Annotated in this window: 24 protein-coding genes; 15 read left to right on the top strand and 9 right to left on the bottom strand. The window is 43.6% G+C overall.

What is annotated here, in order from left to right; translation table 11 throughout:
* Positions 1–2: 2 nt before the first annotated feature.
* The 5 genes from ACE1TF_RS09450 to ACE1TF_RS09430 form a co-directional block, all read right to left on the bottom strand.
* Complete coding sequence (locus ACE1TF_RS09450) at positions 3–998, bottom strand: ABC transporter ATP-binding protein (protein WP_375016190.1); 996 nt, start codon at positions 996–998, stop codon at positions 3–5.
* Positions 991–1,983, bottom strand: coding sequence for an ABC transporter ATP-binding protein (locus ACE1TF_RS09445; protein ID WP_375016188.1), 993 nt, complete (start codon positions 1,981–1,983; stop codon positions 991–993). The genes ACE1TF_RS09450 and ACE1TF_RS09445 overlap by 8 nt, the downstream gene beginning before the upstream one ends.
* A gap of 18 nt (positions 1,984–2,001) precedes the next feature.
* Positions 2,002–2,919, bottom strand: coding sequence for an ABC transporter permease (locus ACE1TF_RS09440; RefSeq protein ID WP_375016186.1), 918 nt, complete (start codon positions 2,917–2,919; stop codon positions 2,002–2,004).
* A gap of 21 nt (positions 2,920–2,940) precedes the next feature.
* Positions 2,941–3,858, bottom strand: a complete 918-nt coding sequence (locus ACE1TF_RS09435; RefSeq protein ID WP_375016184.1) for an ABC transporter permease — start codon at positions 3,856–3,858, stop codon at positions 2,941–2,943.
* 81 nt (positions 3,859–3,939) lie between these two features.
* Positions 3,940–5,520 carry an ABC transporter substrate-binding protein gene (locus tag ACE1TF_RS09430; protein WP_052364183.1) on the bottom strand — a complete coding sequence of 527 codons (1,581 nt, stop codon included), beginning with the start codon at positions 5,518–5,520 and terminating at the stop codon, positions 3,940–3,942.
* Positions 5,521–5,813: 293 nt separating this feature from the next.
* On the opposite strand from ACE1TF_RS09430, the gene ACE1TF_RS09425 reads away from it, so the two are divergent.
* From ACE1TF_RS09425 to ACE1TF_RS09415, 3 genes are all read left to right on the top strand, one after another.
* A complete protein-coding gene (locus tag ACE1TF_RS09425; RefSeq protein ID WP_375016181.1) occupies positions 5,814–6,947 on the top strand; it encodes a M20 family metallopeptidase in 1,134 nt (377 codons plus the stop codon).
* A gap of 768 nt (positions 6,948–7,715) precedes the next feature.
* The gene (locus ACE1TF_RS09420; RefSeq protein WP_375016179.1) at positions 7,716–8,795 is read left to right on the top strand and encodes a response regulator aspartate phosphatase; all 1,080 of its coding nucleotides are present in this window, start codon (positions 7,716–7,718) and stop codon (positions 8,793–8,795) included.
* 18 nt (positions 8,796–8,813) lie between these two features.
* Positions 8,814–9,254: a hypothetical protein gene (locus ACE1TF_RS09415; protein ID WP_375016177.1), complete on the top strand. Its 441-nt coding sequence runs from the start codon at positions 8,814–8,816 to the stop codon at positions 9,252–9,254.
* A 102-nt stretch (positions 9,255–9,356) separates the two neighbouring features.
* On the opposite strand, the gene ACE1TF_RS09410 is transcribed toward ACE1TF_RS09415, so the two are convergent.
* Positions 9,357–9,683, bottom strand: coding sequence for a spore coat protein (locus tag ACE1TF_RS09410; protein ID WP_375016175.1), 327 nt, complete (start codon positions 9,681–9,683; stop codon positions 9,357–9,359).
* On the bottom strand, positions 9,680–9,916 hold the full coding sequence (locus tag ACE1TF_RS09405; protein ID WP_042401308.1) for a hypothetical protein: 237 nt from the start codon (positions 9,914–9,916) through the stop codon (positions 9,680–9,682). Before ACE1TF_RS09405 ends, ACE1TF_RS09410 begins: the two co-directional genes overlap by 4 nt.
* 260 nt (positions 9,917–10,176) lie before the next feature.
* Here ACE1TF_RS09405 and ACE1TF_RS09400 point away from each other — a divergent pair, with 260 nt between their 5' ends.
* The 5 genes from ACE1TF_RS09400 to gcvH all read left to right on the top strand — a co-directional run bounded on the left by ACE1TF_RS09400 (position 10,177) and on the right by gcvH (position 16,512).
* Positions 10,177–12,558, top strand: coding sequence for a 3-hydroxyacyl-CoA dehydrogenase/enoyl-CoA hydratase family protein (locus tag ACE1TF_RS09400; RefSeq protein ID WP_375016173.1), 2,382 nt, complete (start codon positions 10,177–10,179; stop codon positions 12,556–12,558).
* Between the two features lie 13 nt (positions 12,559–12,571).
* Positions 12,572–13,750, top strand: coding sequence for an acetyl-CoA C-acetyltransferase (locus ACE1TF_RS09395; protein WP_375016171.1), 1,179 nt, complete (start codon positions 12,572–12,574; stop codon positions 13,748–13,750).
* Between the two features lie 17 nt (positions 13,751–13,767).
* On the top strand, positions 13,768–15,552 hold the full coding sequence (locus ACE1TF_RS09390) for an acyl-CoA dehydrogenase family protein (protein ID WP_375016169.1): 1,785 nt from the start codon (positions 13,768–13,770) through the stop codon (positions 15,550–15,552).
* Positions 15,553–15,688: 136 nt separating this feature from the next.
* On the top strand, positions 15,689–16,084 hold the full coding sequence (locus tag ACE1TF_RS09385) for an arsenate reductase family protein (RefSeq protein ID WP_042401185.1): 396 nt from the start codon (positions 15,689–15,691) through the stop codon (positions 16,082–16,084).
* Positions 16,085–16,128: 44 nt separating this feature from the next.
* Positions 16,129–16,512 carry a glycine cleavage system protein GcvH gene (gene gcvH, locus ACE1TF_RS09380; RefSeq protein WP_375016167.1) on the top strand — a complete coding sequence of 128 codons (384 nt, stop codon included), beginning with the start codon at positions 16,129–16,131 and terminating at the stop codon, positions 16,510–16,512.
* A 34-nt stretch (positions 16,513–16,546) separates the two neighbouring features.
* Here gcvH and ACE1TF_RS09375 read toward each other — a convergent pair whose 3' ends face one another.
* Positions 16,547–16,720 carry a hypothetical protein gene (locus tag ACE1TF_RS09375; protein WP_193744290.1) on the bottom strand — a complete coding sequence of 58 codons (174 nt, stop codon included), beginning with the start codon at positions 16,718–16,720 and terminating at the stop codon, positions 16,547–16,549.
* A gap of 220 nt (positions 16,721–16,940) precedes the next feature.
* On the opposite strand from ACE1TF_RS09375, the gene ACE1TF_RS09370 reads away from it, so the two are divergent.
* Complete coding sequence (locus ACE1TF_RS09370; protein WP_375016165.1) at positions 16,941–18,749, top strand: hypothetical protein; 1,809 nt, start codon at positions 16,941–16,943, stop codon at positions 18,747–18,749.
* Positions 18,750–19,040: 291 nt separating this feature from the next.
* On the opposite strand, the gene ACE1TF_RS09365 is transcribed toward ACE1TF_RS09370, so the two are convergent.
* The gene (locus tag ACE1TF_RS09365) at positions 19,041–20,429 is read right to left on the bottom strand and encodes a YfcC family protein (RefSeq protein WP_375016163.1); all 1,389 of its coding nucleotides are present in this window, start codon (positions 20,427–20,429) and stop codon (positions 19,041–19,043) included.
* A gap of 84 nt (positions 20,430–20,513) precedes the next feature.
* Between ACE1TF_RS09365 and ACE1TF_RS09360 the strand changes: the two genes are divergently transcribed.
* From ACE1TF_RS09360 to ACE1TF_RS09335, 6 genes are all read left to right on the top strand, one after another.
* Positions 20,514–20,981 (top strand): GNAT family N-acetyltransferase, encoded by a 468-nt coding sequence (locus ACE1TF_RS09360; protein WP_042401195.1) that lies wholly within the window; start codon positions 20,514–20,516, stop codon positions 20,979–20,981.
* A 55-nt stretch (positions 20,982–21,036) separates the two neighbouring features.
* Positions 21,037–21,201 (top strand): hypothetical protein, encoded by a 165-nt coding sequence (locus tag ACE1TF_RS09355; protein WP_193744748.1) that lies wholly within the window; start codon positions 21,037–21,039, stop codon positions 21,199–21,201.
* 1,010 nt (positions 21,202–22,211) lie between these two features.
* Positions 22,212–22,802, top strand: coding sequence for a cysteine hydrolase family protein (locus ACE1TF_RS09350; protein WP_042401198.1), 591 nt, complete (start codon positions 22,212–22,214; stop codon positions 22,800–22,802).
* Positions 22,753–23,235 carry an NUDIX domain-containing protein gene (locus tag ACE1TF_RS09345; RefSeq protein WP_152549043.1) on the top strand — a complete coding sequence of 161 codons (483 nt, stop codon included), beginning with the start codon at positions 22,753–22,755 and terminating at the stop codon, positions 23,233–23,235. The genes ACE1TF_RS09350 and ACE1TF_RS09345 overlap by 50 nt, the downstream gene beginning before the upstream one ends.
* A 110-nt stretch (positions 23,236–23,345) precedes the next feature.
* Complete coding sequence (locus ACE1TF_RS09340) at positions 23,346–24,932, top strand: flotillin family protein (RefSeq protein WP_375016160.1); 1,587 nt, start codon at positions 23,346–23,348, stop codon at positions 24,930–24,932.
* A gap of 76 nt (positions 24,933–25,008) precedes the next feature.
* Positions 25,009–25,566 carry a nucleotidyltransferase family protein gene (locus ACE1TF_RS09335; RefSeq protein ID WP_375016158.1) on the top strand — a complete coding sequence of 186 codons (558 nt, stop codon included), beginning with the start codon at positions 25,009–25,011 and terminating at the stop codon, positions 25,564–25,566.
* Positions 25,567–25,927: the final 361 nt, after the last annotated feature.

Raw genomic sequence — 25,927 nt, 5'->3', positions numbered from 1 at the left:
TCCTAGTCTTTGTTTCGGACGGGAAAGTGACAAGCGACATAATGCCCAGCTTCTTTTTCTTCAAATTCTGGAATCTCGACTTTACATTTCTCCGCTGCCATAGGACAGCGAGTATGGAATCTGCAACCAGTTGGAAGGTTGATTGGACTTGGGATATCCCCTTTAATTTCTGGCCGTTCGTGTTTCTTTCTTCTCGTTGGGTCAGCGATAGGAACGGCTTCTAACAGTCCGATTGTGTATGGGTGCATCGGCTGATCAAACAGCTGTTTTTTGGTCGTCATCTCTACAATTTTTCCAAGGTACATCACAGCGACACGGTCGCTGAAATGTTTAACTGCAGGCAGTCCGTGGGCGATAAATACAAACGTTAAGTCCATGTCTTTTTGCAGCTTTTTTAATAGATTTAAGATTTGTGCTTGAATAGATACATCAAGTGCGGAGACGGGCTCGTCACAAACGATGATCTTCGGCTTTAAAGCAATGGCACGAGCAATGCCGATTCGTTGCCGTTGACCGCCACTGAACTCGTGGGGAAAGCGATACGCTTGTGCTTCACTTAGTCCGACTTTACCCATTAAATCAAGCACTTCGGATTTTAATTGTTTCGTTGAATACGAGTGATGAGTACGTAATGGTTCTGCAATAATATCAAAAACTTTCATTCGTGGATTCAGCGATGAGAATGGATCTTGAAAGATCATTTGCATATCTTTTCGCTTTTCACGTAACGCCTTTGATGAGAGTTTACTAAAATCTTCACCATCGAAGAAGATTTCACCAGACGTTGGGGTGAGCAGACGCATGATCGCGTTGCCTGTAGTTGATTTCCCACAGCCGGATTCTCCAACAATGCCAAGCGTTTCCCCGCGATTCACGAAAAAGCTTATGTCGTCAACCGCTTTTAATTGCTCGCTCTTTTTCCCGAACAATCCTTTTTTGATGGTGAAATATTTCTTCAGGTTGTTCACTTCTAAGATTTTGTCTTCTACGTTAGGCATTGGCAACCCCCTCGCTTTCCTCCGCAAATAACCAGCAACGTACTTGCCCTTCTTCTTCGTCGAGCAGATGGGGCTCTTTTTGAGTGCAAATGTCCATCACTTGCGGACAGCGGGGAGCAAAACGACAACCCGTCGGCATTTCTAACGGATTCGGCACGACACCTGCAATGGATTCGAGTTCATCTTTTTCTTCATGTATTTTCGGGGTGCTATCGAGCAGTCCTTTCGTATACGGGTGCTTTGGCTTCGCAAAAATGCTGTACACATCAGCCATTTCAACGACTTGACCAGCATACATGACGACCACTTTATCAACCATTTCCGCAACGACCCCAAGATCATGCGTAATAAAAAGGATCGACGTCCCGAAGTTATCTGTCACTTCTCTCATGAGCTGCAAGATTTGTGATTGAATGGTCACATCAAGAGCCGTTGTCGGTTCATCGGCAATTAACAGCTTTGGATCACAAGAAAGTGCCATCGCAATCATTACTCGTTGGCGCATTCCGCCGCTCAGTGAATGTGGATAAGAATTGTAAATGTCACGAGCACGAGGAATTTCCACACGCTCGAGCATTTCAATCGCTTTTTCTTTTGCTTCACTTTTGGACATCTTTTTGTGCAAGATGAGCATTTCAGAAAGCTGATTGCCGATTTTAAAAACAGGGTTTAATGAAGTAAGTGGCTCTTGAAAGATCATTGCGATATCGTTGCCGCGAATTCGCCGCATTTTCTTTTCAGATTCTTTCACGAGGTCAGTGCCTTCAAATTCGATCTTCCCTCCGGCAATTTCACCAGGGTCTTCAATCAATTTCATAATGGACAGTGATGTAACGCTTTTCCCAGAGCCAGATTCACCGACGAGTGCAACGGTCTCCCCTTGTTTAATCGTAAAGGAAACCCCATCAACAGAAGGGATGATACCGTTTTCGGTATGAAAATGAGTACGCAAATCTTGGACTGTAAGTAAGGGCTGTTGTTCCATTTCTATCACCTTTCTTTCCTACCTTTTCGCTACTGATCGAGGGTCCAATACGTCTCGAAGCCAATCCCCTACGAAGATGACAGCAAGGACAGTAATGGTGATGGCAATGCCAGGAAAAGTCGCAAGCCACCAGCTCGTCGCTAGATAGTCTCTGCCATCTGCTAAAATGCCGCCCCATGATACTTGAGGTGGTTGAATGCCCAAGCCGAGGAAGCTAAGGGATGTTTCAAGTATGATCGTTGTCGCCACCGTAAGTGTTGATATGACGATAAACGAAGACATCACATTTGGTAAAAGGTGTCGGACGATAATTTTCCCTTTGCGCACCCCAATAGAAGTTGCAGCTTTTATAAACTCTCTCTCTTTTAACGTTAAGACTTCACCACGAATCAGTCTTGCATAATTCACCCAGTTTGTGACCCCGAGTACAACGATCAATGTCAACATTCCTGGACTAAATATACTCAAGATGACGAGGGCAAATAGAATATTAGGAATGGATAAAAAGGAATCAACAATTCTCATAAACACATTGTCAATGAATCCACCGTAGTAGCCAGCGATTAAACCAACCGTTACGCCGATAATTCCTGCAACAACAACTGAACTTATGCCAACGAGTAAAGACACTTGAGCTCCATAGAATAACCGTGTAAGAATATCTCGTCCAAGGTGGTCGGTACCGAGAATATAAGTCATCGTCCCGCCTTCAAGCCACACCGGTGGTTGGAGCCGATCGACGGCATTCACAGCGTCTGGTGCGTGTGGAGATAGGAGGGGGGCGAGTATCGCAATGAGCGTGATGATTAGGAGCGTGAACACGCCAACGGTACCGGTTTTACTTTTAAAGAGAAGGAATCGCCATCGTTTAAATGATTTTGAAAATCCGCTTGTCGGTTTTTTATCTATTTGGTTTGTTGCTTCTGATGTTTGCATTCGTGGACACCTCCTTCATGTCTAGTCATATTTCACACGTGGATCAAACAGTCGATAAAGAATATCTGCTACTAAGTTCATGAGAATAACAATGAGTGCAATAATGAATACACTCGCTTGGACGATCGCCATGTCACGCGTGTTGACAGCTTGGATAATGAGTTGTCCGATGCCTGGCCAAGCAAATACTGTTTCAGTAATGAGCGTACCTCCTACAAGCGTAGACGTTTGTAAAAACGTGATCGTAATGACAGGAATAAGCGTATTTTTAAACGCATGTTTGAAAATAACGACTCGGTTTTTCAGGCCTTTGCTTTTGGCAGTTCGAATATAGTCTTGGTTTAGCGTGTCTAACATGCTCGAACGAATAAGGCGAGTCATCTCTGCGAATATTCCGGTTCCGAGCGTGATCGCAGGCAAGATCAAATGGCTCATTGAATCCCGACCTGACACTGGCAACACACCGAGAGTGACGGAAAAGAAAAGAATGAGCATAATGCCTAGCCAGAAGTTTGGCATCGCTTTACCGAGTGCAGCAATTCCTGTTGCAACAAGGTCAATTGGGGAGTTTTTGACGGTAGCAGACCAAACACCGAGCGGGATGGCAATGATGATGGCAAAAGCGATGGCTGCGAGTGCGAGCTCGAATGTTGCGGGAAGTCGCTCAAGAACGATGCTCATGGCATCGCCACCGTAGTGATAAGACGTCCCGAAGTCTCCTTGTAACATGCCCCACACGTAGTTTCCGTACTGAACGATAAACGGTTGATCCAGCCCTAATGCTTCTCGGAGTACTTGTCGATCTTCTTCAGTTGCATCTTCTGGTAGCATCAACGAAACTGGATCTCCAGCTACATAGACGAGAAAGAATACAATGAAAGAGATGATGAACAGAACAGGAATGATCTGCAGGATCCTCCAAAATAAATACCGTGTCATCGGCTTCACCTCTTTTAGTATGTAGTAAATGAAGCACAAGGGAATACACACACCCTTGTGCTCTTCTTCGGTCAGGCAATTTTAGTTTCGTGTAATCGTATCTACGTAGAACATCTCATCAAACGTTGGCGTGTAATTTAATCGATCGTTCACACCAACGTTTATGGACTCTTGATGAAGGTAAATGTCAGGGCGTTCTTCAGCAATGATTTCTTGCACACGCTGATGTTGCTCTGCTCGTTCATCTAAGTCCATGTTCTGTCTTGCAGCGTCAAGTAGCTCGTCCACTTCGGCATTCACATAATCATGTTCTCCTTCAGACTCGGTGGAGTAGTAGCGATCAAGTGCGTTATCGGCATCTGCCATTGAGTTTCCAAAGCCAATCATGAAACTGTCTTCGTGTGAACCGCTCTGTCTTAAATCAACGAAGTTGCTCCATTCCATAAATTCTAAGTTCACGTTCACATTAATCGCTGCAAGCATTCCAGCGACAAGTTCTGCGACTTCAGTGTCTTGGAGGTAGCGTCCTCTTGGAGAATGAAGAGTCATATCAAACCCTTCTTCATAACCTGCTTCGGCCATGAGTTCTAGTGCTCGGTCGATGTCATACACATTCGTTTCGTAAAGGTCCTCATTGGCCCCATTATTTCCTGGTGTCACCCGCGTTCTCGTAGCGGTTCCAGCATCCATTAAAATGCTTTCAATAATGGCTTCGTTATCAATCGCAAGGTCAATGGCTTCTCTGACAAGCGGGTCAGAAGTTGGGTACCCTTCTGTATTTCGAAGCATGAGCATGAGCACTCGGTTGGAAGATTCTGACATTAAAGACACGCCGTCTGCATCTTCGATTCTTTCCCATTCACTAGGGGGTACGTTTACCGCAATATCAACGCCACCCGTTAAAAGTTCAGCGACACGCGTTGAATTTTCTGGAATAATTCGGAATGTCAACGTATCCCACTCTTCGTTTTGGCCATTCCAATAATCCTCGTAAGCTTCAAACACGACGCGGTCGTCACGAGCCCACTCCACAAATTGAAATTCCCCGGTCCCTATCGGGTTTTCTAAGAAATGATCCCAACCATTTTCTTCGATATATTCACTTGGCAATATGCCAGAGCCAATTCTCGAAAGTCGATTAAGTAAAATCGGCTCGGGCTCAGCCGTAATGATGTTGAAGTTTAACTCATCAATAACTTCAACTTCTTCAATGACGTTATAAAGAGAATGTTCTTGGAGAGACTCATCGGTTGCCACTCGCTCCAATGTGTATTTCACATCCTCTGATGTTAGGGGATCGCCGTTGTGAAAAGTAACCCCTTCACGCAAAGTGAAAGACCACGTATAATCATCAACAAGTTCGTAATCTTCTGCTAATTTAGGGATGAATTCTTCATTCTCATGATCATTTTGAACGAGGTAGTCAAACATGTTTACGTGAACAGCCTCAGTAGAAGTGTTGTTATGGTCATGAATGTCAAACGTGACAATGTCTGTACCAAGTGCGATCGTTAAGTCACGACTATCTTCATCCACATCCATTTCAATATCTTCATCAATCTCACTTGAAGCGGCTTCATCTCCATCCCCACCATTACCACATGCAGCCATACTTAAAAGTGCAACAGGAGCAAACGCAATCATCCATGCATGTTTTTTCAATGTAATCCCCCCTAATAATTGTAAGAAAATCATAGAGCATTGGTATTCACTAATAGCAGTGGGTTCTTTCGTCTCTGTAGTAATGAATGATGATTCTGTTCCCCTTGAGAAACACCGATTTTCGTTTGAATTTGCTGAAAATTCTTGCCAATACCCCCTCTAGTAAATCAAGTCTATACACTTTATTACGATTGTGTAATACTATATTAAAGTTAAAATATTCATTTTGCAATATTATATTTAGAAAATTATAATATCGCAGTAAGAAAATCTTACATATGGAGTGATTTTACATGAAAGAGTATATTCATTCACAAATTGAATTGATGATTGAGCAGTTAGAAACACTTGTGAACATTGACAGCGGTTCCCATGACAAAGAAGGAATTGACCGTGTCGGTAATCTTTTACAAGACTGGTTTAGCGAACTAGGATACCGCACTGAAGTGTTCGCCGATGAGCAATATGGAGATAGTTTTTTGCTCTCCTATCCGGACGCAACACCTGACGTATTGCTACTTGCTCATATGGATACCGTGTTTGCGAAAGGGACGGTTGCTGCCCGGCCATTTGGCATTTCTGGAGACCGGGCCTATGGACCTGGGGTCATTGATATGAAAGGCAGCCATATTTCCATGTTGTATGCATTAAAAGCGTTACTCGAGCATGGGGGAGAACAGGCGGTTAAACATACACAAATTTTATTTACGAGTGACGAAGAAATTGGTGCGCCTTCCTCGAGAAATATTATTGAACGCGTCGCCGAAGGGAAGAAGGCTGTTCTTGTAATGGAGCCAGCTAGAAAGGATGGATCACTCGTTACATTTCGTCGCGGAGGAGGTCGCTTCGTATTAAATATCAAAGGAATCGCTGCGCATTCAGGCATCAATCCTGAAGAAGGAAGCAGTGCAATTGAAGCATTGGCGAGAAAAACGACAGAGCTTCATGCACTTTCTGACCATGAGAACGGTGTGAGTGTGAACGTCGGGATCATTTCAGGTGGAACGACAGTCAATACAGTTGCTGAGCATGCCCATGCAGAAATTGATTTACGAATTTCGAGCGCCGAGCAAGGTCCAGTACTTACGGATCAAATAACAGCCATATGTAACAAAGAGTCTTTAGATGGAACGAAAGCGACGGTTACAGGTGGGATTGGCAGACCACCGATGGAGCGTAACGAACAAACCGTTCAATTGTTAGCGCTCATCCAACAAGCGGGTGAAGAGATCGGATTACACGTAACCGAGGTAGGCACAGGCGGAAGTTCTGATGCTTCATTTACAAGTGCAATGGGGATCCCGACAATTGATGGTATGGGGCCTGTTGGTGGAGGGGCTCATAGTAGCGAAGAGTATTTAGAGCTACCTACCTTGCCCGAACGAACGCACTTACTCGCTGAAGTGCTGCTGCGGTTGGCGAAATAATAAAAAGACCATAGTACTGGTCGATCACCTTGCTCAGTGCCCAGCATCGGTGATGGGGAGGTGCTTAAAAGCAAATTGGAAGACGTATACGAGTAATTTTGCTTGAAAAATTATCTAACAACGATTCGATGATGAAATCATGTACACTCGCAACGCGATATGTTCCCCGAATCCTTGTATAGAGCAGACTCGTTAGCTGCGGTTAACGAGGAACTTATAAAGTGATAAGTTTACGAACCTTTAAACTTCGAACGGATGAATCTGGTTCCAAAGATCATCAATTGGAACCAGATTCACTCAGATATGACTGTTTTGCCTCGTTCTGGTTCCAATCGATGGCCATCTCCTTCCAAACATCTGTTTATGGAATCAGAATCATCACGTTAGGGCAAGTGAACGACAATTTAGTTCCAAAGCGGTGTATATGTTTGTCCTCGCATTCCCGTGACGATTGAGTCGAACCTCCTTCACTTCTCGGTACAAAAACTATTGGAGTGATTTAGCTACGAGACAGGGATATGAAGACCCCCCTGTCATAAAGGTCAAATCATATGAAATCATGATATATTTTCTACATCTTGCCAGTCAATGAATGACTTTATTTCATCCTTTATAGCTTAATTCCCAGTGAACTAGGAAGTTTGAATCACCGATAATAGCAATTATTGTCGAAAATAATCGAATTATCAACATATTTAAATGATTTCCTTCCTTCTTGTCATTTTATCTGCTACTCTACCAATGACAATTGTCTTAGGGGTTGATTTTTTGCACCAAGAAGATTTCTTTAACATCTTACACGCTTGGTATCAGTGCATATTAATTGAGGATAAGGAGGGAGCGGAAGCTTATAGAACCGAAGCTGAGCCAAGGATCCAATTAACTAACAGCAAACCTCTTAAAACATATTTTAACCTTGTTCAATTTCGTCATAAAGTCATGACACGAGAAGTTTTAAACGAGCCTGTACAACCGAAGACTTTTATTGAAGACGCAATTCGGGAGTCTGATACAGCCATTCAGTATTTGGGTTACTATGTCAAAGGCTTCTCGGATTTTAGTAACGAGAGATATTCACAGGCACTTGAAAGTTTCATTCAAGCGGAGCGGTTGCTCTCCAATATTAATCCGCTAGAACAAGCCGATTTTTACCTCAGAACAAGTGCTTGTTACTATCGGTTGAGTCAATACCCTTTGGCATTGGCATATGCAAAAGAAGCCCAGCGGATATTTAAGCCGAGCAAGAAGCATTATCGGCAGACTGTGAACACGATGGTTCTTATTAGTGGCATCAAGCAAGACACATTCACATTTGACCTACCTAATAAATATTTTGATGACTGCTTGATGCATGCTGCTGATGATTCGTATACTGAATCGATTGTATTTCGAGCAAAAGGCCTTTATTTTATGAAGCAGGAAAAGTTGCACATTAGTAAACGGGCATTCGAAAATGCGTTAAAATTGCAAATCAATCATCGCGGCACATTGTCGATCAAAACAGAGTGTGATTTGGCATATGTTTGCTTTAAATTGGATTTTCACACTGAAGGAATTCATTATTTAAACAACGCGAGACATCAGGCTGAACAAGCTGGCCTGATCGAACAGATCTCTCGATGTATGTTTATGGAAGGTTTTTTTCACCCAAATGGACTCAATCAAGAACAGGTTGATCAGTCATTGGAAATGTTGTCTAGCCATGGACTTCATTATGATCTCGGTGAGCTAGTAAGGGAGGTGAGACTGCACTACGTTAATGATGAAGACTTTCATACCGCTCACAAGTACTCTTCAATGTTACTGGAAACGATATCTGATCAACAAAAAGAAGGAATTTTAACCTAAAAAAAGGAGATTTTATCAATGAAAAAAATGATTGCTTCTGTGCTTGTTTTGCTGCTTGCTGTGTCCCCTACTGGCATCATTCTTGCCGACGAGGAGTCCGATGGACGAGTAGATATTGAGAAGCATGACGATTCATCAACGGATGGTCGGGTAGATATTGAGAAGCATGACGATTCATCAACGGATGGTCGGGTAGATATTGAGAAGCATGACGATTCATCAACGGATGGTCGGGTAGATATTGAGAAGCATGACGATTCATCAACGGATGGTCGGGTAGATATTGAGAAGCATGACGATTCATCAACGGATGGTCGGGTAGATATTGAGAAGCATGACGATTCATCAACGGATGGCCGAGTAGATATCGAAAAGCATGATGATTCATCAACGGACGGACGGGTAGATATCGAAGAAAACAATGATGCATTTTTAAATGGCCGGGTAGATATTGAATAGCCTAATCAATAAATCAAACCATTGGTAGATGGTTTGATTTATTGTCGAAAAAGCCCGGGTTCACATAACCTGGGCTTTTTCGATGCTTATTCCGCTGGATGATTAATGAGCCATCCCGTTTCCTGGAAGTTGGTTCGTCATGCCGGCATATTCTTGATGTGCTTGTTGAATGGCTTGACCTGGTGCCGTATCCAACGCATACCAGCCATTTGCGAACATTTGATTGTAAAGGTTGCGTTGACAGTCAATTGTCTCGTTGCAAATTGAAGAAATCTCATCATATAACGCTTTATGACTCGCTTCTGTCATCGCCGTTGTGTAGGACGATCCCATATATTTTTCAGTGGTTAGCATGTCAGTCATAAAATCTTTGTCATTCATCTCTTTTGAGTTCGGTACTTCTGTTTTTGGGTTTTGGATTTTTGTCATTGTGTACCTCCTTGACTATTGAGATGTGGAAGTAAGCGTTGGTAATGTTTTTCGTGCATCCCAGCTACTTGATCAAGCGTTTCTTTAATTTTTGGGTCCATCGCATGTTGAGCATAAAAACGTGCTTTCTTCGCGGCAGTTAAGTTCCAGTTCAACATATCAGACAGATACAGTTGATCTTTCGTTGAAATCATTGCAGGGGGTTGACTCATCGTTTGGTTTTGTTGGTTCATCGGTTGTTGATTGTGAAGATCCATATTAGCCCTCCTAAAGAAAATCTAATCAACGTGTAGCATCACCGATATTAAAAAGCTGTATGCGCTTTACGCTAAAATTTTTTAGTTGTCAGACGGTTAAAAATCTTATATAGTGTAGGTAGATAATATATTCGCAATTTAACCAATTCCGACGGATGAAGAGCATTTACAATCGTGAGTGCTCTTGTATTAGCGAATATAATGAATGAGGATTCATTCAAAAAAGGAGGCCGAACATGACTATTCACATTAGACGTGCTGCTGTACTTGGTTCAGGCGTGATGGGATCAGGAATTGCTGCACATTTGGCAAATCAAGGCATATCCGTTCTTCTCTTGGATTTACCAGTAGAAGACGTAACGGATGAAGAACGAGCAAAAGGGCTATCGGCTGAACATGCATCGATCCGCAATAAGCGTGCGGTAGAGGCGAAAAAGCAGCTATTCAAACAAAAACCAGCGCCACTTGCATCAAAGGAAAATGCTCATCGCATTGAAGTTGGAAACTTAGAAGACGACTTAGAGAAATTATCCGATGTTGATTGGATTATTGAAGTGGTCGTTGAGAACTTACAAGTGAAACAACAATTGTTTGAAAAAGTAGAAGCACATACAAAGCCTGGGACGATTGTGAGTTCCAACACGTCAGGAATCTCTGTGAATGCGATGGTAGAAGGTCGTTCAGAGACGTTCCGCAAACATTTTCTTGGGACACACTTCTTCAACCCACCGAGGTATCTGCATTTGCTGGAGATCATTCCAACGAAAGATACCGATTCTGAAGTGCTCGCTTCTATGAAAGCGTTTGCTGAGGATGCCCTCGGTAAAGGTGTTGTGGAAGCGAAGGACACGCCGAACTTTATTGGAAACCGGATCGGGACGTACGGTCTACTCGTATCCGTCGAGCAGATGGTTAAAAACGGCTTGTCCATCACAGAAGTCGATTCGATCACTGGACCGTTAATTGGTCGTCCGAAGAGCGCCACCTTCCGCACACTTGATGTTGTTGGGCTAGATACATTCCTTCATGTCGCAAAAAATGTGTACGATCAAGTGGATGGCGAAGAGAAGAACATCTTTGATCCACCGAAATTTATGAAAGAGATTGCTGAAAAAGGTTGGATCGGTAGTAAAGCAGGCCAAGGGTTTTATTTGAAGAAAGGTAAAGGAAAAGATAAGCAAATTCTTGAACTTGATCCTGAAACCCTTGAGTACCGAGAAGGTAAGAAACTAAAAGCACCATCCGTTGAAATGGCGAAACAAGCGAAAGGCAAAGCCGCGAAGATTCAAGCGCTTGCTTACGCTGATGATAAAGCAGGAACATTTACGTGGGAGACGCTTAAAGCAAGCCTCCTATATTCCGCAGAGAAAACTTCCGAGATTGCAAATGACATCGTCGCTGTTGACAATGCGATGAAATGGGGATTCGGATGGGATCTTGGACCGTTTGAAGTATGGGATGCACTCGGTGTAAGAAAGTCTGTTGAAAAGATGGAAGCCGATGGTGAGACCGTTCCTACTTGGGTAAAAGACATGCTTGAGAGCGGATACGAGTCGTTTTATAAAGCGGGTGCTTTCTATCATAACGGTACGTATGTGAATATTCCGAAAAGCGAAAAGGAAATCGACATTAGCGTTCACATTAAAAACGAAACAAACGTCATTAAGAAAAATGCCGGAGCGGTTCTCACTGACTTAGGGGATGGTATTGCCGGGCTAACGTTTACATCACCAAACAACTCGATTGGTCTAGACGTTATTCAGATGGTGGAGAAATCCATCGATGAAGTGGAAGAAAACTATAACGGCCTAGTCATCTCGAATAAAGGTAAAAACTTCTGTGTTGGTGCGAACTTAATGATGATGCTCATGGAAGCACAAGACTTTGCTTTCGATGAGTTGGATCTTGTTATTCGTAAGTTCCAACAGATGACAGCAAAAATTCGCTATAGCAGTAAACCAGTTGTAACTGCACCATTCCAAATGTCTCTAGGTGGTGGTGCAGAGATTTGTATGCCATCAGCAAGTATTCAAGCGTCTGCAGAGACGTATATGGGTCTTGTAGAAGTCGGTGTCGGTCTCATTCCAGGTGGGGGTGGGAACAAAGAACTATACCTACGTGAAATTGAAAACGTTCCTAAAGGTACAGAATTGCAACCGATTGCGAATAAGGTCTTTGAACGTATTGCAATGGCAAAAGTCGGAACGTCTGCGCAAGAATCAGCTGAAAATGGGTATTTAGGAGAGCGTGACGACATTATTGCCAACCACCGTCATTTGACGTGGAGCGCGAAAAGAAAAGCGATGGAGCTTTCCGAGAAAGGATATGCCCCACCGGTTCGCAAGCCAATACCAGTCGTTGGTGAAACCGGATATGCAACGATGCTTCTTGGAGCAAAAGCCCTTAAACTGTCGGGGCAAATTAGCGACCATGACCTAAAGATCGCAGAGAAACTTGCATTTGTCCTTGCCGGAGGTCGTGTGGCGAAAAATAGTGAAGTTGATGAGCAGTACTTGCTTGATCTTGAGCGTGAAGCATTCCTTAGCTTAATTGCTGAGCCAAAAACACAAATGCGCATGCAACACATGCTGAAAACCGGAAAGCCATTACGTAACTAGAGGAGGGAAAGCTGTGAGAGAAGCAGTTATCGTATCAGGAGCGAGAACAGCAGTTGGAAAAGCGAAAAAAGGGACGCTCGCAAAAATGCGCCCAGATGATTACGCGGCAGAAACCATTAAAGAAACATTAAAGCGTGCGGGTGACTTTGACGCAAGTGAAATTGAAGATGTGATTATCGGATGTGCCATGCCGGAAGCGGAGCAAGGCATGAACATGGCGCGGAACATTTCCGGCTTAGCAGGCCTTCCGAATACAGCAGGAGCGGTGACAGTGAACAGGTATTGCGCTTCTGGCTTGCAAAGCATCGCGTACGCAGGCGAGAAGATTATGCTAGGGCATGCAAATACCATTCTTGCAGGTGGGGCAGAATCAATGAGCCTCATCCCAATGGGTGGGCACGTCATCGCCCCAAATGCGAAGCTTGTTGAAAACGCACCGGAATATTATATGGGAATGGGTCATACAGCAGAACAGGTGGCACAGGAATTTGGTGTGAGCCGTGAAGACCAAGATGCTTTTGCTGTAGAAAGCCACAAGCGTGCAGCAGCGGCTATTCAAGAAGGACGTTTTAAAGATGAAATCGTGCCGATTGAAGTGACTCACCGCACAGTAGACGCGAAGCACAAACTTCAAGAAAAAATCGTTACATTTGATACGGATGAAGGGGTAAGAGAAGGCACGACGAGTGAAACATTAGGCAAGCTTCGCCCTGCGTTTAACGTTCAGGGAAGTGTAACCGCCGGGAACGCATCGCAAATGAGTGACGGTGCTGCATCCGTGCTCGTTATGGATCGTGAGAAAGCTGAAGCAGACGGGCTTAAGCCTATGGCGAAGTTTCTAGGTATGGCCGTTGCCGGTGTAAGACCTGAAGTCATGGGAATCGGCCCAGTTGAAGCGATTCCTAAAGTTTTAAAGAACGTCGGACTGAAAAAAGAAGACATCGGATTGTTTGAATTAAATGAAGCGTTCGCATCCCAAGCACTACAAGTCATCCGCTCATTAGACCTTGATTACGACCGTGTAAATGTAAACGGCGGAGCGATTGCCCTTGGCCATCCACTTGGCTGCACAGGAACAAGACTGACGCTGTCATTAATTCATGAAATGAAACGTCGTAACGAACAGTACGGCATTGTGACGATGTGTATTGGTGGCGGCATGGGTGCTGCTGGCGTATTCGAACTACTATAATTTAGGGGGAAATGATCATGACAGAAACGTTAAAAACAAGCATTAAAGGCGGCGGGTTTTTACTTGAAGATGTGGAAACAACGGATGTATTCACACCTGAAGACTTCACATCAGAACACAAAATGATTTCTAAAACAACTCAAGATTTCGTCTTGAATGAAGTTTACCCAGTCATTGACAATATTGAAAATCATGAATTTGATTATTCTGTGAAGCTATTGAAAAAAGCTGGAGAGCTAGGTTTACTCGGTGCTGACGTACCCGAGCAATACGAAGGTCTTGGCTTAGACAAAATTAGTTCTACGCTCATTACGGAAAGTATGGCAGTAGCAGGTGGATTTGGCTTGAGCCACGGTGCACACGTAGGGATCGGTTCCCTTCCAATCGTATTCTTCGGAAACGATGAGCAGAAGAAGAAGTACCTTCCGAAGCTTTCATCTGGTGAATTGATAGCGGCCTATGCACTTACAGAGCCGAGCTCAGGATCCGATGCACTCGGCGCAAAAACAACGGCTGTCCTTAATGACGAAGGCACGCACTACATTTTAAATGGTGAGAAGCAGTGGATTACAAACTCTGCGTTTGCTGATGTGTTTGTCGTTTATGCACAAGTGGACGGTGATAAATTCACAGCGTTTATCGTTGATCGTGACTATGAAGGCGTATCCACAGGCGTTGAAGAAAAGAAGATGGGAATCAAAGGTTCATCAACAAGAACCCTTCTCCTTGAAGACGCGAAAGTGCCAAAAGAAAACTTGCTCGGAGAAATTGGTCGTGGGCACATCATTGCGTTTAACATTTTAAACGTAGGTCGTTATAAGCTAGGTGTCGGTTGTCTCGGTGGGGTGAAACGTACGATTGAGCTTGCAGCAACGTATGCGAATGAGCGTAAGCAATTCAAAACACCGATCGCTAACTTCACAGCGATTCAAGAGAAGATCGGCTCAATGGCGACGAAATCATTCTCACTTGAAAGTTCCATCTATCGTACAGGTGGCTTGTTCGAAAAGAACCTTGGTGACCTAACCGACGAAGAGCAAGCAGATGGAGAGAAAGTAGCAAAAGCCATTGCAGAATATGCAATTGAGTGTTCATTGAACAAATTCTACGGTTCAGAAGTGTTGGATTACTGTGCAGATGAAGCTGTACAAATTCATGGTGGGTACGGCTTTATGGCTGAATATGAAGTTGAGCGCATTTACCGTGACTCCAGAATCAACCGAATTTTTGAAGGTACGAATGAGATCAACCGGATGCTCGTCCCTGGAACACTCATCCGTAAAACGATGAAAGGTGAACTACCGTTTCTAGATAAAGCAATGGGACTGCAAGATGAACTCATGTCAATGATGCCGGAAGAGCCAGGCGATGCGCCATTAGAAAAAGAAAAGTATATGCTACAAAACGCAAAGAAACTCGTCATCATGGGCGCTGGCGCTGCCGTTCAAAAATACGGCAAAGCATTGAACGACGAGCAAGAATTGCTATTGAATGTGGCAGATATGGTGAGCGAGATCTACAACATGGAAGCTGCCATTGCAAGAACAGAGAAAGCCATCGAGAAAAACGGCGCCGATAAAGAAACGATGAAACTACTTTATACAGAAGTTATCGTTGAAGAAGGCTTACAAAACATCGAAGCAGATGCGAAAGAGTCCCTTATTCATATGGAAGAAGGCGACACCCTCCGCACGATGCTATCTATGGTAAGAAAACTGACGCGTCGCACACCGGCAAACCTTATTAAAACAAAACGTGAAATTGCCGAGCGCGTTCTACAAGAGAAAAAGTATATCGTTTAATGAAAGAGGGGGATCTTCCCCTCTTTTTATTTTTCCCTAATGATGAGGATAATCATTGATGGCCTGTATAAAACAGTAGGATTTTATCGTATAATGTAAGGGAATGTTCGTACACATGAAGGAGGAAACAAGCAACATGCTTACACTTTTTAGTTATCCGCCGTGTGGAACGTGCAAAAAGGCGAAAAACTGGCTGGATGCAAACGAGATTTCATATCAAGAACGACATATTGTTAACGACCCACCTACGCGCAAGGAGCTTCAAGAAATTAAAGCGCTGAGTGGTTTAGAGTGGAAAAAGTTGTTCAATACGAGTGGTAAGAAGTACCGTGAACTTGGGCTTAAGGACAAGCTTCCAGATGCAAGTGAGGACACCATTATTGATTGGCTAGCATCAGATGGCATGTTGATTAAGCGGCCAATTGTCACCGATGGTCATGCTGCAACAGTAGGATTTAAAGAAGACGAATTTGAAAAGTATTGGAAGCAGTACTTGGGGAATGTATCACCTGATATACTAGGTAAGTGGTAAGGTTGCTTATACAACGTTTAATTAAAAATGGGAGGTAGTACAAAATGGGATCACCAAAAGAACTCAAATATTCAAAAGAACACGAGTGGGTTAAAGAAGAAACGGGCAACTTGCGAATTGGCATTACTTCTTTTGCCCAAGATGAGCTAGGAGATATCGTATTTGTGGAATTGCCAGAAGTCGGCGATGAAATTGCTGTAAATGAACCGTTTGGCAGTGTTGAGTCCGTAAAAACAGTTTCAGAGCTTTATGCACCGGTTAGTGGTAAGGTCGTCGAAATCAATGAAGAGCTTGAAGATTCTCCAGAGCTCGTCAACGATTCCCCTTATGAGAAAGCTTGGATGATTGTTGTAGAACCAACAGATCGCGCTCAACTTGATGACCTTCTTTCAGCAGATGACTATGACGAACTCATCAATCAAGAGTAAATGAAAAAGGCTGCCCAAAGTGGCAGCCTTTTTGTTATACTGTACCGGTTGGTAACGTAGGCAACGTTGGAAGAGTAGGCACAGTAGGTGTTGTAGGGACGGTTGGCAACGTACCTGTTCCAACGATTCCAGGTCCGTTAATGAGATTGTTGTTAATCTCGATGCCCGTGCAATTTCCATCATTGTCATAAAGGTAACGATACGACACAAGATGACCTCCTTTAGCTTGTGTTCCTACTACAATATTCGACACGAGATGTTGGTGCTTGTATGATTGCCCTGCTTGTTTTGCTGATCTTTACATAGAGAGAACACATCCTTATTTCGACATGTATTTCCCGGGAAATGATGGATGAAGAAATCTCTTGAATCTTTTTCGTAGTTTTTTCGTAAGTATGAGTTAGGAAACGGTGTAGGAGGAACGAAAGATGATGTACATTTGGATTTTGATACTAGGTTTAACGACTGTGGAGTTAAACCCAGTGGCTTGGAAACATGGAATGAAACGAAACACGAAAGCATGGCTCGCGTTCCAAGCGTTGCGCTATGTGTTTGGGCTAGTGCTTAGCTTTTATATTGTTTATTTTCAATTGCTTGATCTATCTTGGTCAGGAATTCTGAACACGTTTGGGTTTGTTGTAGCGATTAATTTAATTTTGTCAGGATTGTTTTTAGGTGCTGCGCGTGTGCCTAAAAACAGTAAAGAAGCTCAGCTGCAAGCAAAGAAAGCAATTAAAAACGTACCGAGTGCAATTGGGGGAACGTTACTTGTCGGTCTTCTTTTCATGAATTTCGTGTTTCCATTTACAGTGACCGAACAACTCTCTGAACTAGGAGATATTGAGACGAGCAGTGAGCAGATCGAATCTGTTACTGAAGAAGCGGTAAGAGCAGTTCCGTATACATATGCTCGTTATAAATCAGAAATTGTATTCGGGAACATTGACAACTTTTCATTCTATGATCTTGGAGAATCAACGATTCAAAAGATCAATGACGAACTGTATTGGGTGTCCCCCATTGAGTACGCAAACCTTTGGAGATGGTGGCGAGCGGATAGTGCGCCAGGTTACATTATGGTGAGTGCGGAAGATCCTAATGCAGAGGCGCAACTTGTGAGCGATCATGCGATGACGTATGTGCCAAGTGCTTTCTTTGGAGACAATTTGGAGCGACATGTGAGGCAAGCATATGAAGATGTCATTCTTGTAGGTTATTCTTTTGAGCCAGATGATGATGGTCATCCGTACTATGCCTATTCTTATGCGTATTACGACTATTACCGAACCGGGCCTCGTGCAGACGGTGTGATTGTCATTGATGCGGTCACTGGTGAGATGGAGAAATTTGCACTCGGCGACCAACCTGACTTTATTGACAATGCTATTGATTATCGCCTTGCTCTTCAATATGCGGATTGGTTTGGCCGATACAGCAATGGACTGCTGAACGCCTGGTTTGCAAAAGAAGGGGTGCACGAACCGACGAGTAATGAAGAGATGATTGGCGTCCTCGGACCAGACGATGAGATGTATTGGATGATTGACCATATGCGTCCGAATCAAGATTCAAACACGATGGTCGGCTTTACAATGGTCAATGCACAAACAGGTGAAGCAACTTATTACACCGGATCCTCAGGTCTTTTAAATGCAAGAGGAGCGCGAGAAGTCGTGAACAAATCATTTGTGCGTGAACAATGGAGCGGAACCCAACCGGTGTTATATTCGGTGTATGATCATTACACGTGGGTCGTCCCGGTCGTCGACCAAAATGGTCTCATGAGAGAAATGGCGATGGTTCATGCTGAAACGGGTAATATTGCGTACGCATCCTCTCGCGAAGAGGCATTTAATGAGTATCGTCAGCTTTTAGCTTCTAGTCTCGGCGCGGATGACTATGTTCCGACTGATATCTATGATGAGGAAACCGTAGAGGGCGAGATCTATCGCATTAGTGATACGTTCAACAACCAGTACATCCAAGCGCTCATGACCGGGGAGACGAGAGTGCTCGAATTTGATATTACCAGTGTATCCGATGCCGTCTTCATCCAAGAAGGTGATGAGATTGAAGCGACGGTTATTGATACAGATGAAAACATTTTGCAAGTGCTCGAATTTAACAACCTAACCATCGACGATAATTTTGGAGAGATTGAAGAGTTTATTATAGATGAAGAAGATCTCGAAGAAGATCCGCCAGCAGAAAACGAAGAAGATGTCACGGAAGAATAGCATAACGCAAAAACGCGTACCGAGTTCGGTACGCTTTTTTGCGCAGTATGTTCAGGCTACGCATGGACACTTTTTAACACAAGCGAACGTCCGTCGTTTGATTTTTTCTCGGAACCGGCAAGGTTCTAAGGTGGCACAGGAACTAAGCACATGGCTACACTGATGATTCGATCTGTTTTGTTAGTCTCTATGCCCGAGGAGAAAATGCTCTATAATGAGCCGGTCTCTAGGATAGAAGGCACAAGTGAAATTACAATCGGATACGAATGTGGTTGAAGCTACAACCACCTACTAGAACGGTCCGTATCCAAACCAGGCGGCAAACATGACAGCGATGACTGCGATTGTAAGTTGAATCAAGATAAAAGGCCAAATGAAACGAACCCATTTTGTCCACGGGATTCCTGCAAGTGCGAGTGCTGCCATGAAATACCCTGATGTCGGGAGAATAATGTTTCCGATTCCGTCAGCTAATGTAAAGGCAAGTACAGTCGTTTGCCTCGTGATGCCAAGCAAATCTGCAAGTGGGATCATAATTGGCATCGTGAGCGCTGCTTGACCGCTGCCTGACGGAATGAAGAAGTTAATGGCTCCTTGGATGAAAATCATCCCAACAGCATTTAATTCGGCAGGAATATTCTCCAAAAAACCAACGGCATAATAGAGCATTGTATCAATCGTGTTACCGTCTTCTAGAACAACTAAGATGGCGCGAGCAAAACCGACGATTAGCGCACCAGCGAGTACACCAGAAGCACCTTTTAGAAAGCTATCAACAACGTTGTGAACACCTAAGCGGGCAACAATGCCAATGATGACTCCGAGCAATAAGAACAATGATGCGATCTCAGTAATAAACCACTCAAATTGAATGACACCGAAAGCAAGAACAATAAAGTTTACACCAAACAATCCTAAAACAACTTTATGTGTACCGGTTAATGACTTCTCTGTTTTCATCTCACCCAGTTCGGTATTACTAGCATAATTGCCGTAATATCCGAGTTCAGGATTTCTTTTTACTTTCATTGCATACCGATAAACAAAGATGACGGCAATCGTATACATTAAAATGAAGAGAATGAGACGAAGCCACATGCCAGAATAAATATCTAGCTCAGCAATTCCTTGGGCAACACCGACGTTGAAGGGGTTCATAATCGCAGTTGTAAACCCGATCGAACTGCCAATTAGAACAATTGCAGTTCCTGTGATTGCGTCAAAACGTAATGCAAGGGCAAGTGGAATAAGAATGGGGATGTATGCCAATGTTTCTTCGGCGAGACCCATAAGTGTTCCTCCAAGGGCGAAGATGAGCATCGTTATGGGGATAAACCACTTCTCTTGATTCACTAGTCTAAAAGAAGCGACGGTAACGAGTCGGTCAATGGCACCTGTACGATTCAAGATCCCAAACGTACCGCCGATAATTAATATGAAGAAAATAATATCTGAGGCCTCGACGAGACCGGTATGTATAGAGGTGAAAATCTGAAACGGATGTATTGGATTTGCTTCTACTTCGGTGTATGAACCAGGGTCTACCACTTCTCGACCATCTTGCTCTACTCTTTCATAGCTACCTGCTGGAATCAAGTAAGTCAGAATAGTTGCAAAAATAATCACGCCAAAAATTAAGGCGAAAACATTCATTCCCCGGTTATTTTTCTGTTCGGACATTTCTCATCCCCCTATTGTTGTATTTCATTATCGTATAGAATAATGGTCATAAACGCAAACCATTTCTTAGGAGGAACGACCGGAATGCAGACGATTCATGCCACACGAAACGACGCCGATATGATATGTACACTGATGCATGAAGCATTTGCTGAGTATAGAAACGCCACCCCACCATCAAGCGCTCTAAAAGAAACACCACATACAATTGCTGAAGGATTTGATGCTGGAGAACAAGCCATGATTGCTGTTGATAGTGGACAAGCCGTAGGGGTAATCCGATTTCGGGAGTTTGAGGATCATATCTATTTCTACCGCTTGTCAGTCCCCCCTAGTCATCAAGGAAAAGGGGTTGCCAAACAGCTAATCCGTGCACTTGAAACGTATACACAATCGATTGGCTATGGAGAAATTCGCTGTCGAGTTCGAGCTTCTGTTTCTCGAAACATGCACCTGTACGAAAAGCTCCACTATGTAACAAAGAAAATCGAAGCGAAAGAAGTGAACCATCGCATCATTGACGTTGCAACCCTTTCTAAAAGTTTAGTATAGCTTTGCTCACTTCGCATAAACTAGCCTTTAATTCATTTAAAGGAGGGTATACTGTATGAATGATAAGAAAAGAGAAGATCACAAAGATCGACCAAAAGAAATGCAGTACGAAACCGAACATCCAGGGCATGAAGAAGTAAAAATGAACGACCAAGCACACCGAACCCAAGAAAACAGTCGTTTAAACGAATACATGAGCGCAGAGGATATCGAGGAATAAAGCTAAAGCCTAGCCGCCCATTTATACGACAAAAAGTGGATGACTCATGGCGAGTCATCCGCTTTTTAGCATATTCATTTGGCTCTCTATTATTTGTGGTAGCCTCCGTTACGACCTGAACTATACAGGATGAACTTAAGATTTTCCTGATTTGCACTGTTGGGTGTTGCTTTCCACTGCAGGCGGATGCACTCCAGAGCATAAGTGCGACATCACCTCTCACTGCGCTCCGCTTGTGCTCGCTGTGTCTACTTGACAGTCCAGACTACAAGTGCAACATCGGTGCGGTGCTTTACTTTGAATGGATGCTTGGTGTTGGTATTTTCTAGGAGATCGGTGATCTAAATCACGCCCAAAATGGTCTAGATCACGGTAAAAAGGTCGATTTTCCCAAATACTTGACGATCTATATGGAATGAGCTAAACATTTTCTTTATTTGCACTGTTGTGTGGAGGGGGTAGCGCGGTGGTGAGTGTCTTTTTGCGCGCAGATCTAATGTTAAGAAGCGAGCAATCGGTCGCCCCCAAGGGGCCGAGCCCGATTTTACTTGGGAATGAAAAGGATGGTTCTCTGAACCCGTTGCCGCAGGGGGTGAGGGCACATGCGGGCAAGACGAACGAACGTTCTGCGCGCAAGCTTGCCTTGTTTAACGATTTTGGCGCTCATTCCGCTAAAGTCCTGCGCAGTTTGCTTCCACTGGAGCGCAGATTCCAGGCGGAAGTGCCAACGACACGTCGGCCCCAGCGGGGCCGAAGCCAAATCGGACTCGGTTCGGTGCGGGCCGCGCCGATATCATATGGGTACTTGAGGGCAAGTATGTGTGGTTATAGAGTGAAACGAAATGGAAGTAAGTATATTCCCTGCAAATGACGTGTCGAACGTGTTTCGTGATAACTACGAATGTACGCTAGCAGATCGTACCTCTACTTCGCCTGTCCACTGGATTTTTCAGGAAGGTATGTTATATTCAAATTTATACGTACATAGGTTGAACGGGGGAGGCGAAGACATGATAACGAAAAATGATGTATTGCTTCTAATTGATATTCAGAAAGGGTTTCACAACCCGAAGCTGGGATCACCTTACGATTTGGGTGCTGTTGAAAATATGAGAGATTTACTGAAGCTATGGCGAAAAAACAAAAGCCGTGTGATTCATATCCAACATACTCCAAAAGAACGAACGTCTTTATTTCACCCGAGTAAAGAAGGACACGACTTTATGGATGGATTTGTCCCGGAAAATGATGAAATTTGCATTCAGAAGCCGACGAACAGTGCGTTTATCGGCACTGATCTTGAACAGGTGCTCAACGATAACCATCCGGAAAGGGTGTATGTGATTGGACTAACGACTCCTCATTGCGTTTCAACGACAGTGCGAATGAGTGGGAATTTAGGCTTTTCAACGGTGATAATTGAAGATGCGACGGTTTCTTTTCCAATTGGAGAGTACGATGGGGAAACGGTTCAAAAGCTAACAATTGCTACACTTAAAGATGAATTCGCGAGTGTAAAAACAACTGAACAAATCAAGGAGTCGTTTACGATTGAAAACGAGACAGATGGCGGTCGCCCTCATCAACAATCAACAAGGTGAATATTTGTTTCTCAAAAAAAGGAATGACCACGACTTTCTTGCCGGTTTCTATGTGCCGATCGGCGGTCATATTCGGCCCGAAGAGCTGATAAACGTGAAACAGGCGTGCCTTCGTGAAGTATATGAAGAAACTGGTTTGGAGCAAAAAGATTTACACAATGTACAATACAAATATTTGCTCGTCCGGTACGTTGATGATGAAATTCGTTTGCAATATGTTTTTACGATGTCGACCCTTGGAACCCCGACATCGAGTGAGGAAGGCGATCTCTACTGGCTCACATCTGAGCAACTACTAACACGACGCGTGACGCCTCCGATTAAAGCAATGGTCGAGCATTTTGAACGGGATGGCAAGGAGACGAACGACATGTTTGTTGGTACGCTAGGAACTGGCGGATGGATGCAATGGTCGACATTAATTGATTGTTGAATGTTGTCAAAAGACGTGGAAATTCGATACAATTGGTAAGAGTTTTCAGTAAATGCGAAACCTTGCAGTAGAAAAGTACGTAACAAGAATAAAAAAGGAAGGTGATTATTTTGGACATCGTATTTATTTTCATTATTTTAGGTGTTGTCGCTGCACTTGTCCTAATCTTTGGACTTATCGGTTTTATCTATGTGAAGAGACGTTATAAAACAGCGACGTCCAATGAAGCACTTATTATTACAGGTCCGAATTTAGGTGACCCAGAAAAGGACAACCGCATTTTCCAAGACGATAATGGAAGAAGTATGAAAATTATTCGTGGTGGTGGGCAACGTTTAAAGTTTTTCCAAACGAGTACGCCTGTTGATTTAAATTCATTTCAAATTAAACTGACGACACCAAAAGTGTACACTAGCCAAGGGGTACCTGTTGTTGCAGATGCGATTGCTTCCGTAAAGATTGCAGATTCTCTTCACGGTATTGCAAACTATGCAGAACAATTTCTCGGTAAGAAAGAAGGAGAAATTGAGCAAGAAGTTTCAAAAGTACTCGGTACGAACCTTCGTGCGATTTTATCAAAGCTCTCAGTTGAAGCGATTAACAATGATCGTGAATCTTTCTCTCATCAAGTTCAAGACATCGCTCAAGTTGAGCTCGATAACATGGGTTTTACGATTACATCATTCGGCCTTGATGATTTACGTGACGCCGATGAAGAGAACGGATACTTAGAAAATCTCGGTCGTCCGCGCATTGCTGAAATTCGTAAGAAAGCGGACATGGCAGAGTCAGATGCAGAAAAAGAAACGAGAATGTACAAAGCGAAAAACGATCAAGAAGCGAAAGAAGAAGAAAATACACGTGCGACGACCATTGCTGAATCACAAAAGAACAAAGATATTAAAGATGCAACATTCAAACAAGAAACTGAACGGGCACGAGCGCAATCTGAGCAAGCGTATCAGTTAGAACAAGCCCGATTAAATCAAGAAGTGAAAGAAGAAGAAATGCAAGTGCAGTATATCGAACGCCAACGCCAAGTTTCACTTGAAGAAGAGGAACAAAAACGACGCAAGGCACAAGCCGATGCAGATGCGTATGACATTAAAGCAAAAGCTGAAGCAGAAGCTGATAAAGCGAGAATTGACGGTGAAGCAGAAGCTTCCATTCAACGTGCCGAAGGTTTGGCCCAAGCGGAAGTCATCCGTGAGAAAGGCCGTGCAGAAGCCGAAGCGAAAGAACTCATGGCCGAAGCAATGGAGAAGTACGGGGAAGCCGCTATAATGGAAATGATGATTCGCTCGCTACCAGACATTGCAAAAGAAGTTGCTGCCCCACTTAGCAAAATTGACGGCTACAAAGTCATTGATATGGGTGGCTCAGACTCCAAAGGTGGTGCTCATAAAATTGCTGGCAATGTAACGCAAACGATGCTCGGTGTGCAGGAAAGTTTGAAAGAAGCAACGGGAATGGACTTAAAAGAGATGCTCGAAAGTTTCGTTGCTCGTGGCAATTCTAGCGTAGGCAATACCGTGCGTGAAGGCCAACCTCAGTTTGCTGCTGCTAAAGACGAAACTGCGGCAGAAGCCGATGCGAAAGCAGAAGAGTCGTCCGAACCGGAAGCGTCAGAAGACACGTATTCCACATCAGCAGAAGAAAACCTTGAATCCTTTTATGACCGTGACAAAAACGACTAGAAAGTCTCATGCCCGTGTTGAGGTTTGTTCTTAACGCGGGCATTGTTATGAGCTTTCGAGAATGGAGAAATGTGTAATGAAGAAAGAGGATATTGAACAACTTATTAGTCAAGATGAATATATGGTGAAATGTTTACGCACAGTCCGAAAGCTAAACTTACCTGATTGTTGGATCAGTGCAGGCTTTGTTCGAGCAAAAGTGTGGGATCATTTGCACCAATTCACAAAAAGAACAGAGACGGACGATGTGGATGTCATTTATTATGATCCCGACCACGTCACGGAGTCGTTTGAAAAGCAGATCGAACAGAAACTGCACACCGCCTGTCCGGATGTCCCTTGGTCTGTCAAAAATCAAGCGCGTATGCATACGCTTAACGGTACAGACCCATATGAATCATCGCTCGATGCTGTCAGCCAATATCCTGAAACCGCTACTGCCGTTATGGTGAGAATGACAAATGCTGGCGCAATTGAGCTCGCTGCCCCTCATGGCATCTCTGACTTGGTCAACTGTGTAATAAAACCAACACCGATGGCAAAAGAACACCCCAGCGTGCAGTCGGCTTACAATCATCGGGTCAAACATAAAAAATGGGACAAGCGTTGGCCACAAGTGCGTGTAGAAAGATAAGAGGCGAGTAGGTTGATCAAGGAATATACACATTATAAATGTAAGTAATTTTTAATGAGATTTTAAGGGTAGCTGCATAAATCGGTGTCAGATTTGTTTTTCGTACGCGTGTGGACATAATCTATGTAAGTTGAACGAAAGAATTTCTTCATAAACCTATGGTAAACCAACCGATAGAGCTTTAAAGTTCAACATCATCAAAGATAATCGTACACTATAGACGTAGCAATGAATGGTTTCTATGACTGCCATTGACATTCAAAGTGTATGAATAGCTTTCATGGTCATTACTTAGCAAACTTAGTTAACACTGTCGCTTTTTCAGTATCGTTGATTGGAACGAAAGGAGATCACGCTTGTG

Origin of the sequence: Geomicrobium sp. JSM 1781026, assembly GCF_041949955.1 — a bacterium.
GTDB lineage: Bacteria > Bacillota > Bacilli > Bacillales > Marinococcaceae > Geomicrobium_A.
The sequence above is the reverse complement of the archived record's forward strand: the minus strand, read 5'-3'. Positions and strand labels throughout refer to the sequence as shown.

What these genes read in the sequence shown, in the direction of transcription:
- ACE1TF_RS09450 (WP_375016190.1), bottom strand. Translation starts at nt 998, where the DNA reads ATGCCTAACGTAGAAGACAAAATCTTAGAAGTGAACAACCTGAAGAAA.
- ACE1TF_RS09445 (WP_375016188.1), bottom strand. Translation starts at nt 1,983, where the DNA reads ATGGAACAACAGCCCTTACTTACAGTCCAAGATTTGCGTACTCATTTT.
- ACE1TF_RS09440 (WP_375016186.1), bottom strand. Translation starts at nt 2,919, where the DNA reads ATGCAAACATCAGAAGCAACAAACCAAATAGATAAAAAACCGACAAGC.
- ACE1TF_RS09435 (WP_375016184.1), bottom strand. Translation starts at nt 3,858, where the DNA reads ATGACACGGTATTTATTTTGGAGGATCCTGCAGATCATTCCTGTTCTG.
- ACE1TF_RS09425 (WP_375016181.1), top strand. Translation starts at nt 5,814, where the DNA reads ATGAAAGAGTATATTCATTCACAAATTGAATTGATGATTGAGCAGTTA.
- ACE1TF_RS09415 (WP_375016177.1), top strand. Translation starts at nt 8,814, where the DNA reads ATGAAAAAAATGATTGCTTCTGTGCTTGTTTTGCTGCTTGCTGTGTCC.
- ACE1TF_RS09410 (WP_375016175.1), bottom strand. Translation starts at nt 9,683, where the DNA reads ATGACAAAAATCCAAAACCCAAAAACAGAAGTACCGAACTCAAAAGAG.
- ACE1TF_RS09405 (WP_042401308.1), bottom strand. Translation starts at nt 9,916, where the DNA reads ATGAACCAACAAAACCAAACGATGAGTCAACCCCCTGCAATGATTTCA.
- ACE1TF_RS09400 (WP_375016173.1), top strand. Translation starts at nt 10,177, where the DNA reads ATGACTATTCACATTAGACGTGCTGCTGTACTTGGTTCAGGCGTGATG.
- ACE1TF_RS09390 (WP_375016169.1), top strand. Translation starts at nt 13,768, where the DNA reads ATGACAGAAACGTTAAAAACAAGCATTAAAGGCGGCGGGTTTTTACTT.
- ACE1TF_RS09385 (WP_042401185.1), top strand. Translation starts at nt 15,689, where the DNA reads ATGCTTACACTTTTTAGTTATCCGCCGTGTGGAACGTGCAAAAAGGCG.
- gcvH (WP_375016167.1), top strand. Translation starts at nt 16,129, where the DNA reads ATGGGATCACCAAAAGAACTCAAATATTCAAAAGAACACGAGTGGGTT.
- ACE1TF_RS09370 (WP_375016165.1), top strand. Translation starts at nt 16,941, where the DNA reads ATGATGTACATTTGGATTTTGATACTAGGTTTAACGACTGTGGAGTTA.
- ACE1TF_RS09365 (WP_375016163.1), bottom strand. Translation starts at nt 20,429, where the DNA reads ATGTCCGAACAGAAAAATAACCGGGGAATGAATGTTTTCGCCTTAATT.
- ACE1TF_RS09360 (WP_042401195.1), top strand. Translation starts at nt 20,514, where the DNA reads ATGCAGACGATTCATGCCACACGAAACGACGCCGATATGATATGTACA.
- ACE1TF_RS09355 (WP_193744748.1), top strand. Translation starts at nt 21,037, where the DNA reads ATGAATGATAAGAAAAGAGAAGATCACAAAGATCGACCAAAAGAAATG.
- ACE1TF_RS09350 (WP_042401198.1), top strand. Translation starts at nt 22,212, where the DNA reads ATGATAACGAAAAATGATGTATTGCTTCTAATTGATATTCAGAAAGGG.
- ACE1TF_RS09335 (WP_375016158.1), top strand. Translation starts at nt 25,009, where the DNA reads ATGAAGAAAGAGGATATTGAACAACTTATTAGTCAAGATGAATATATG.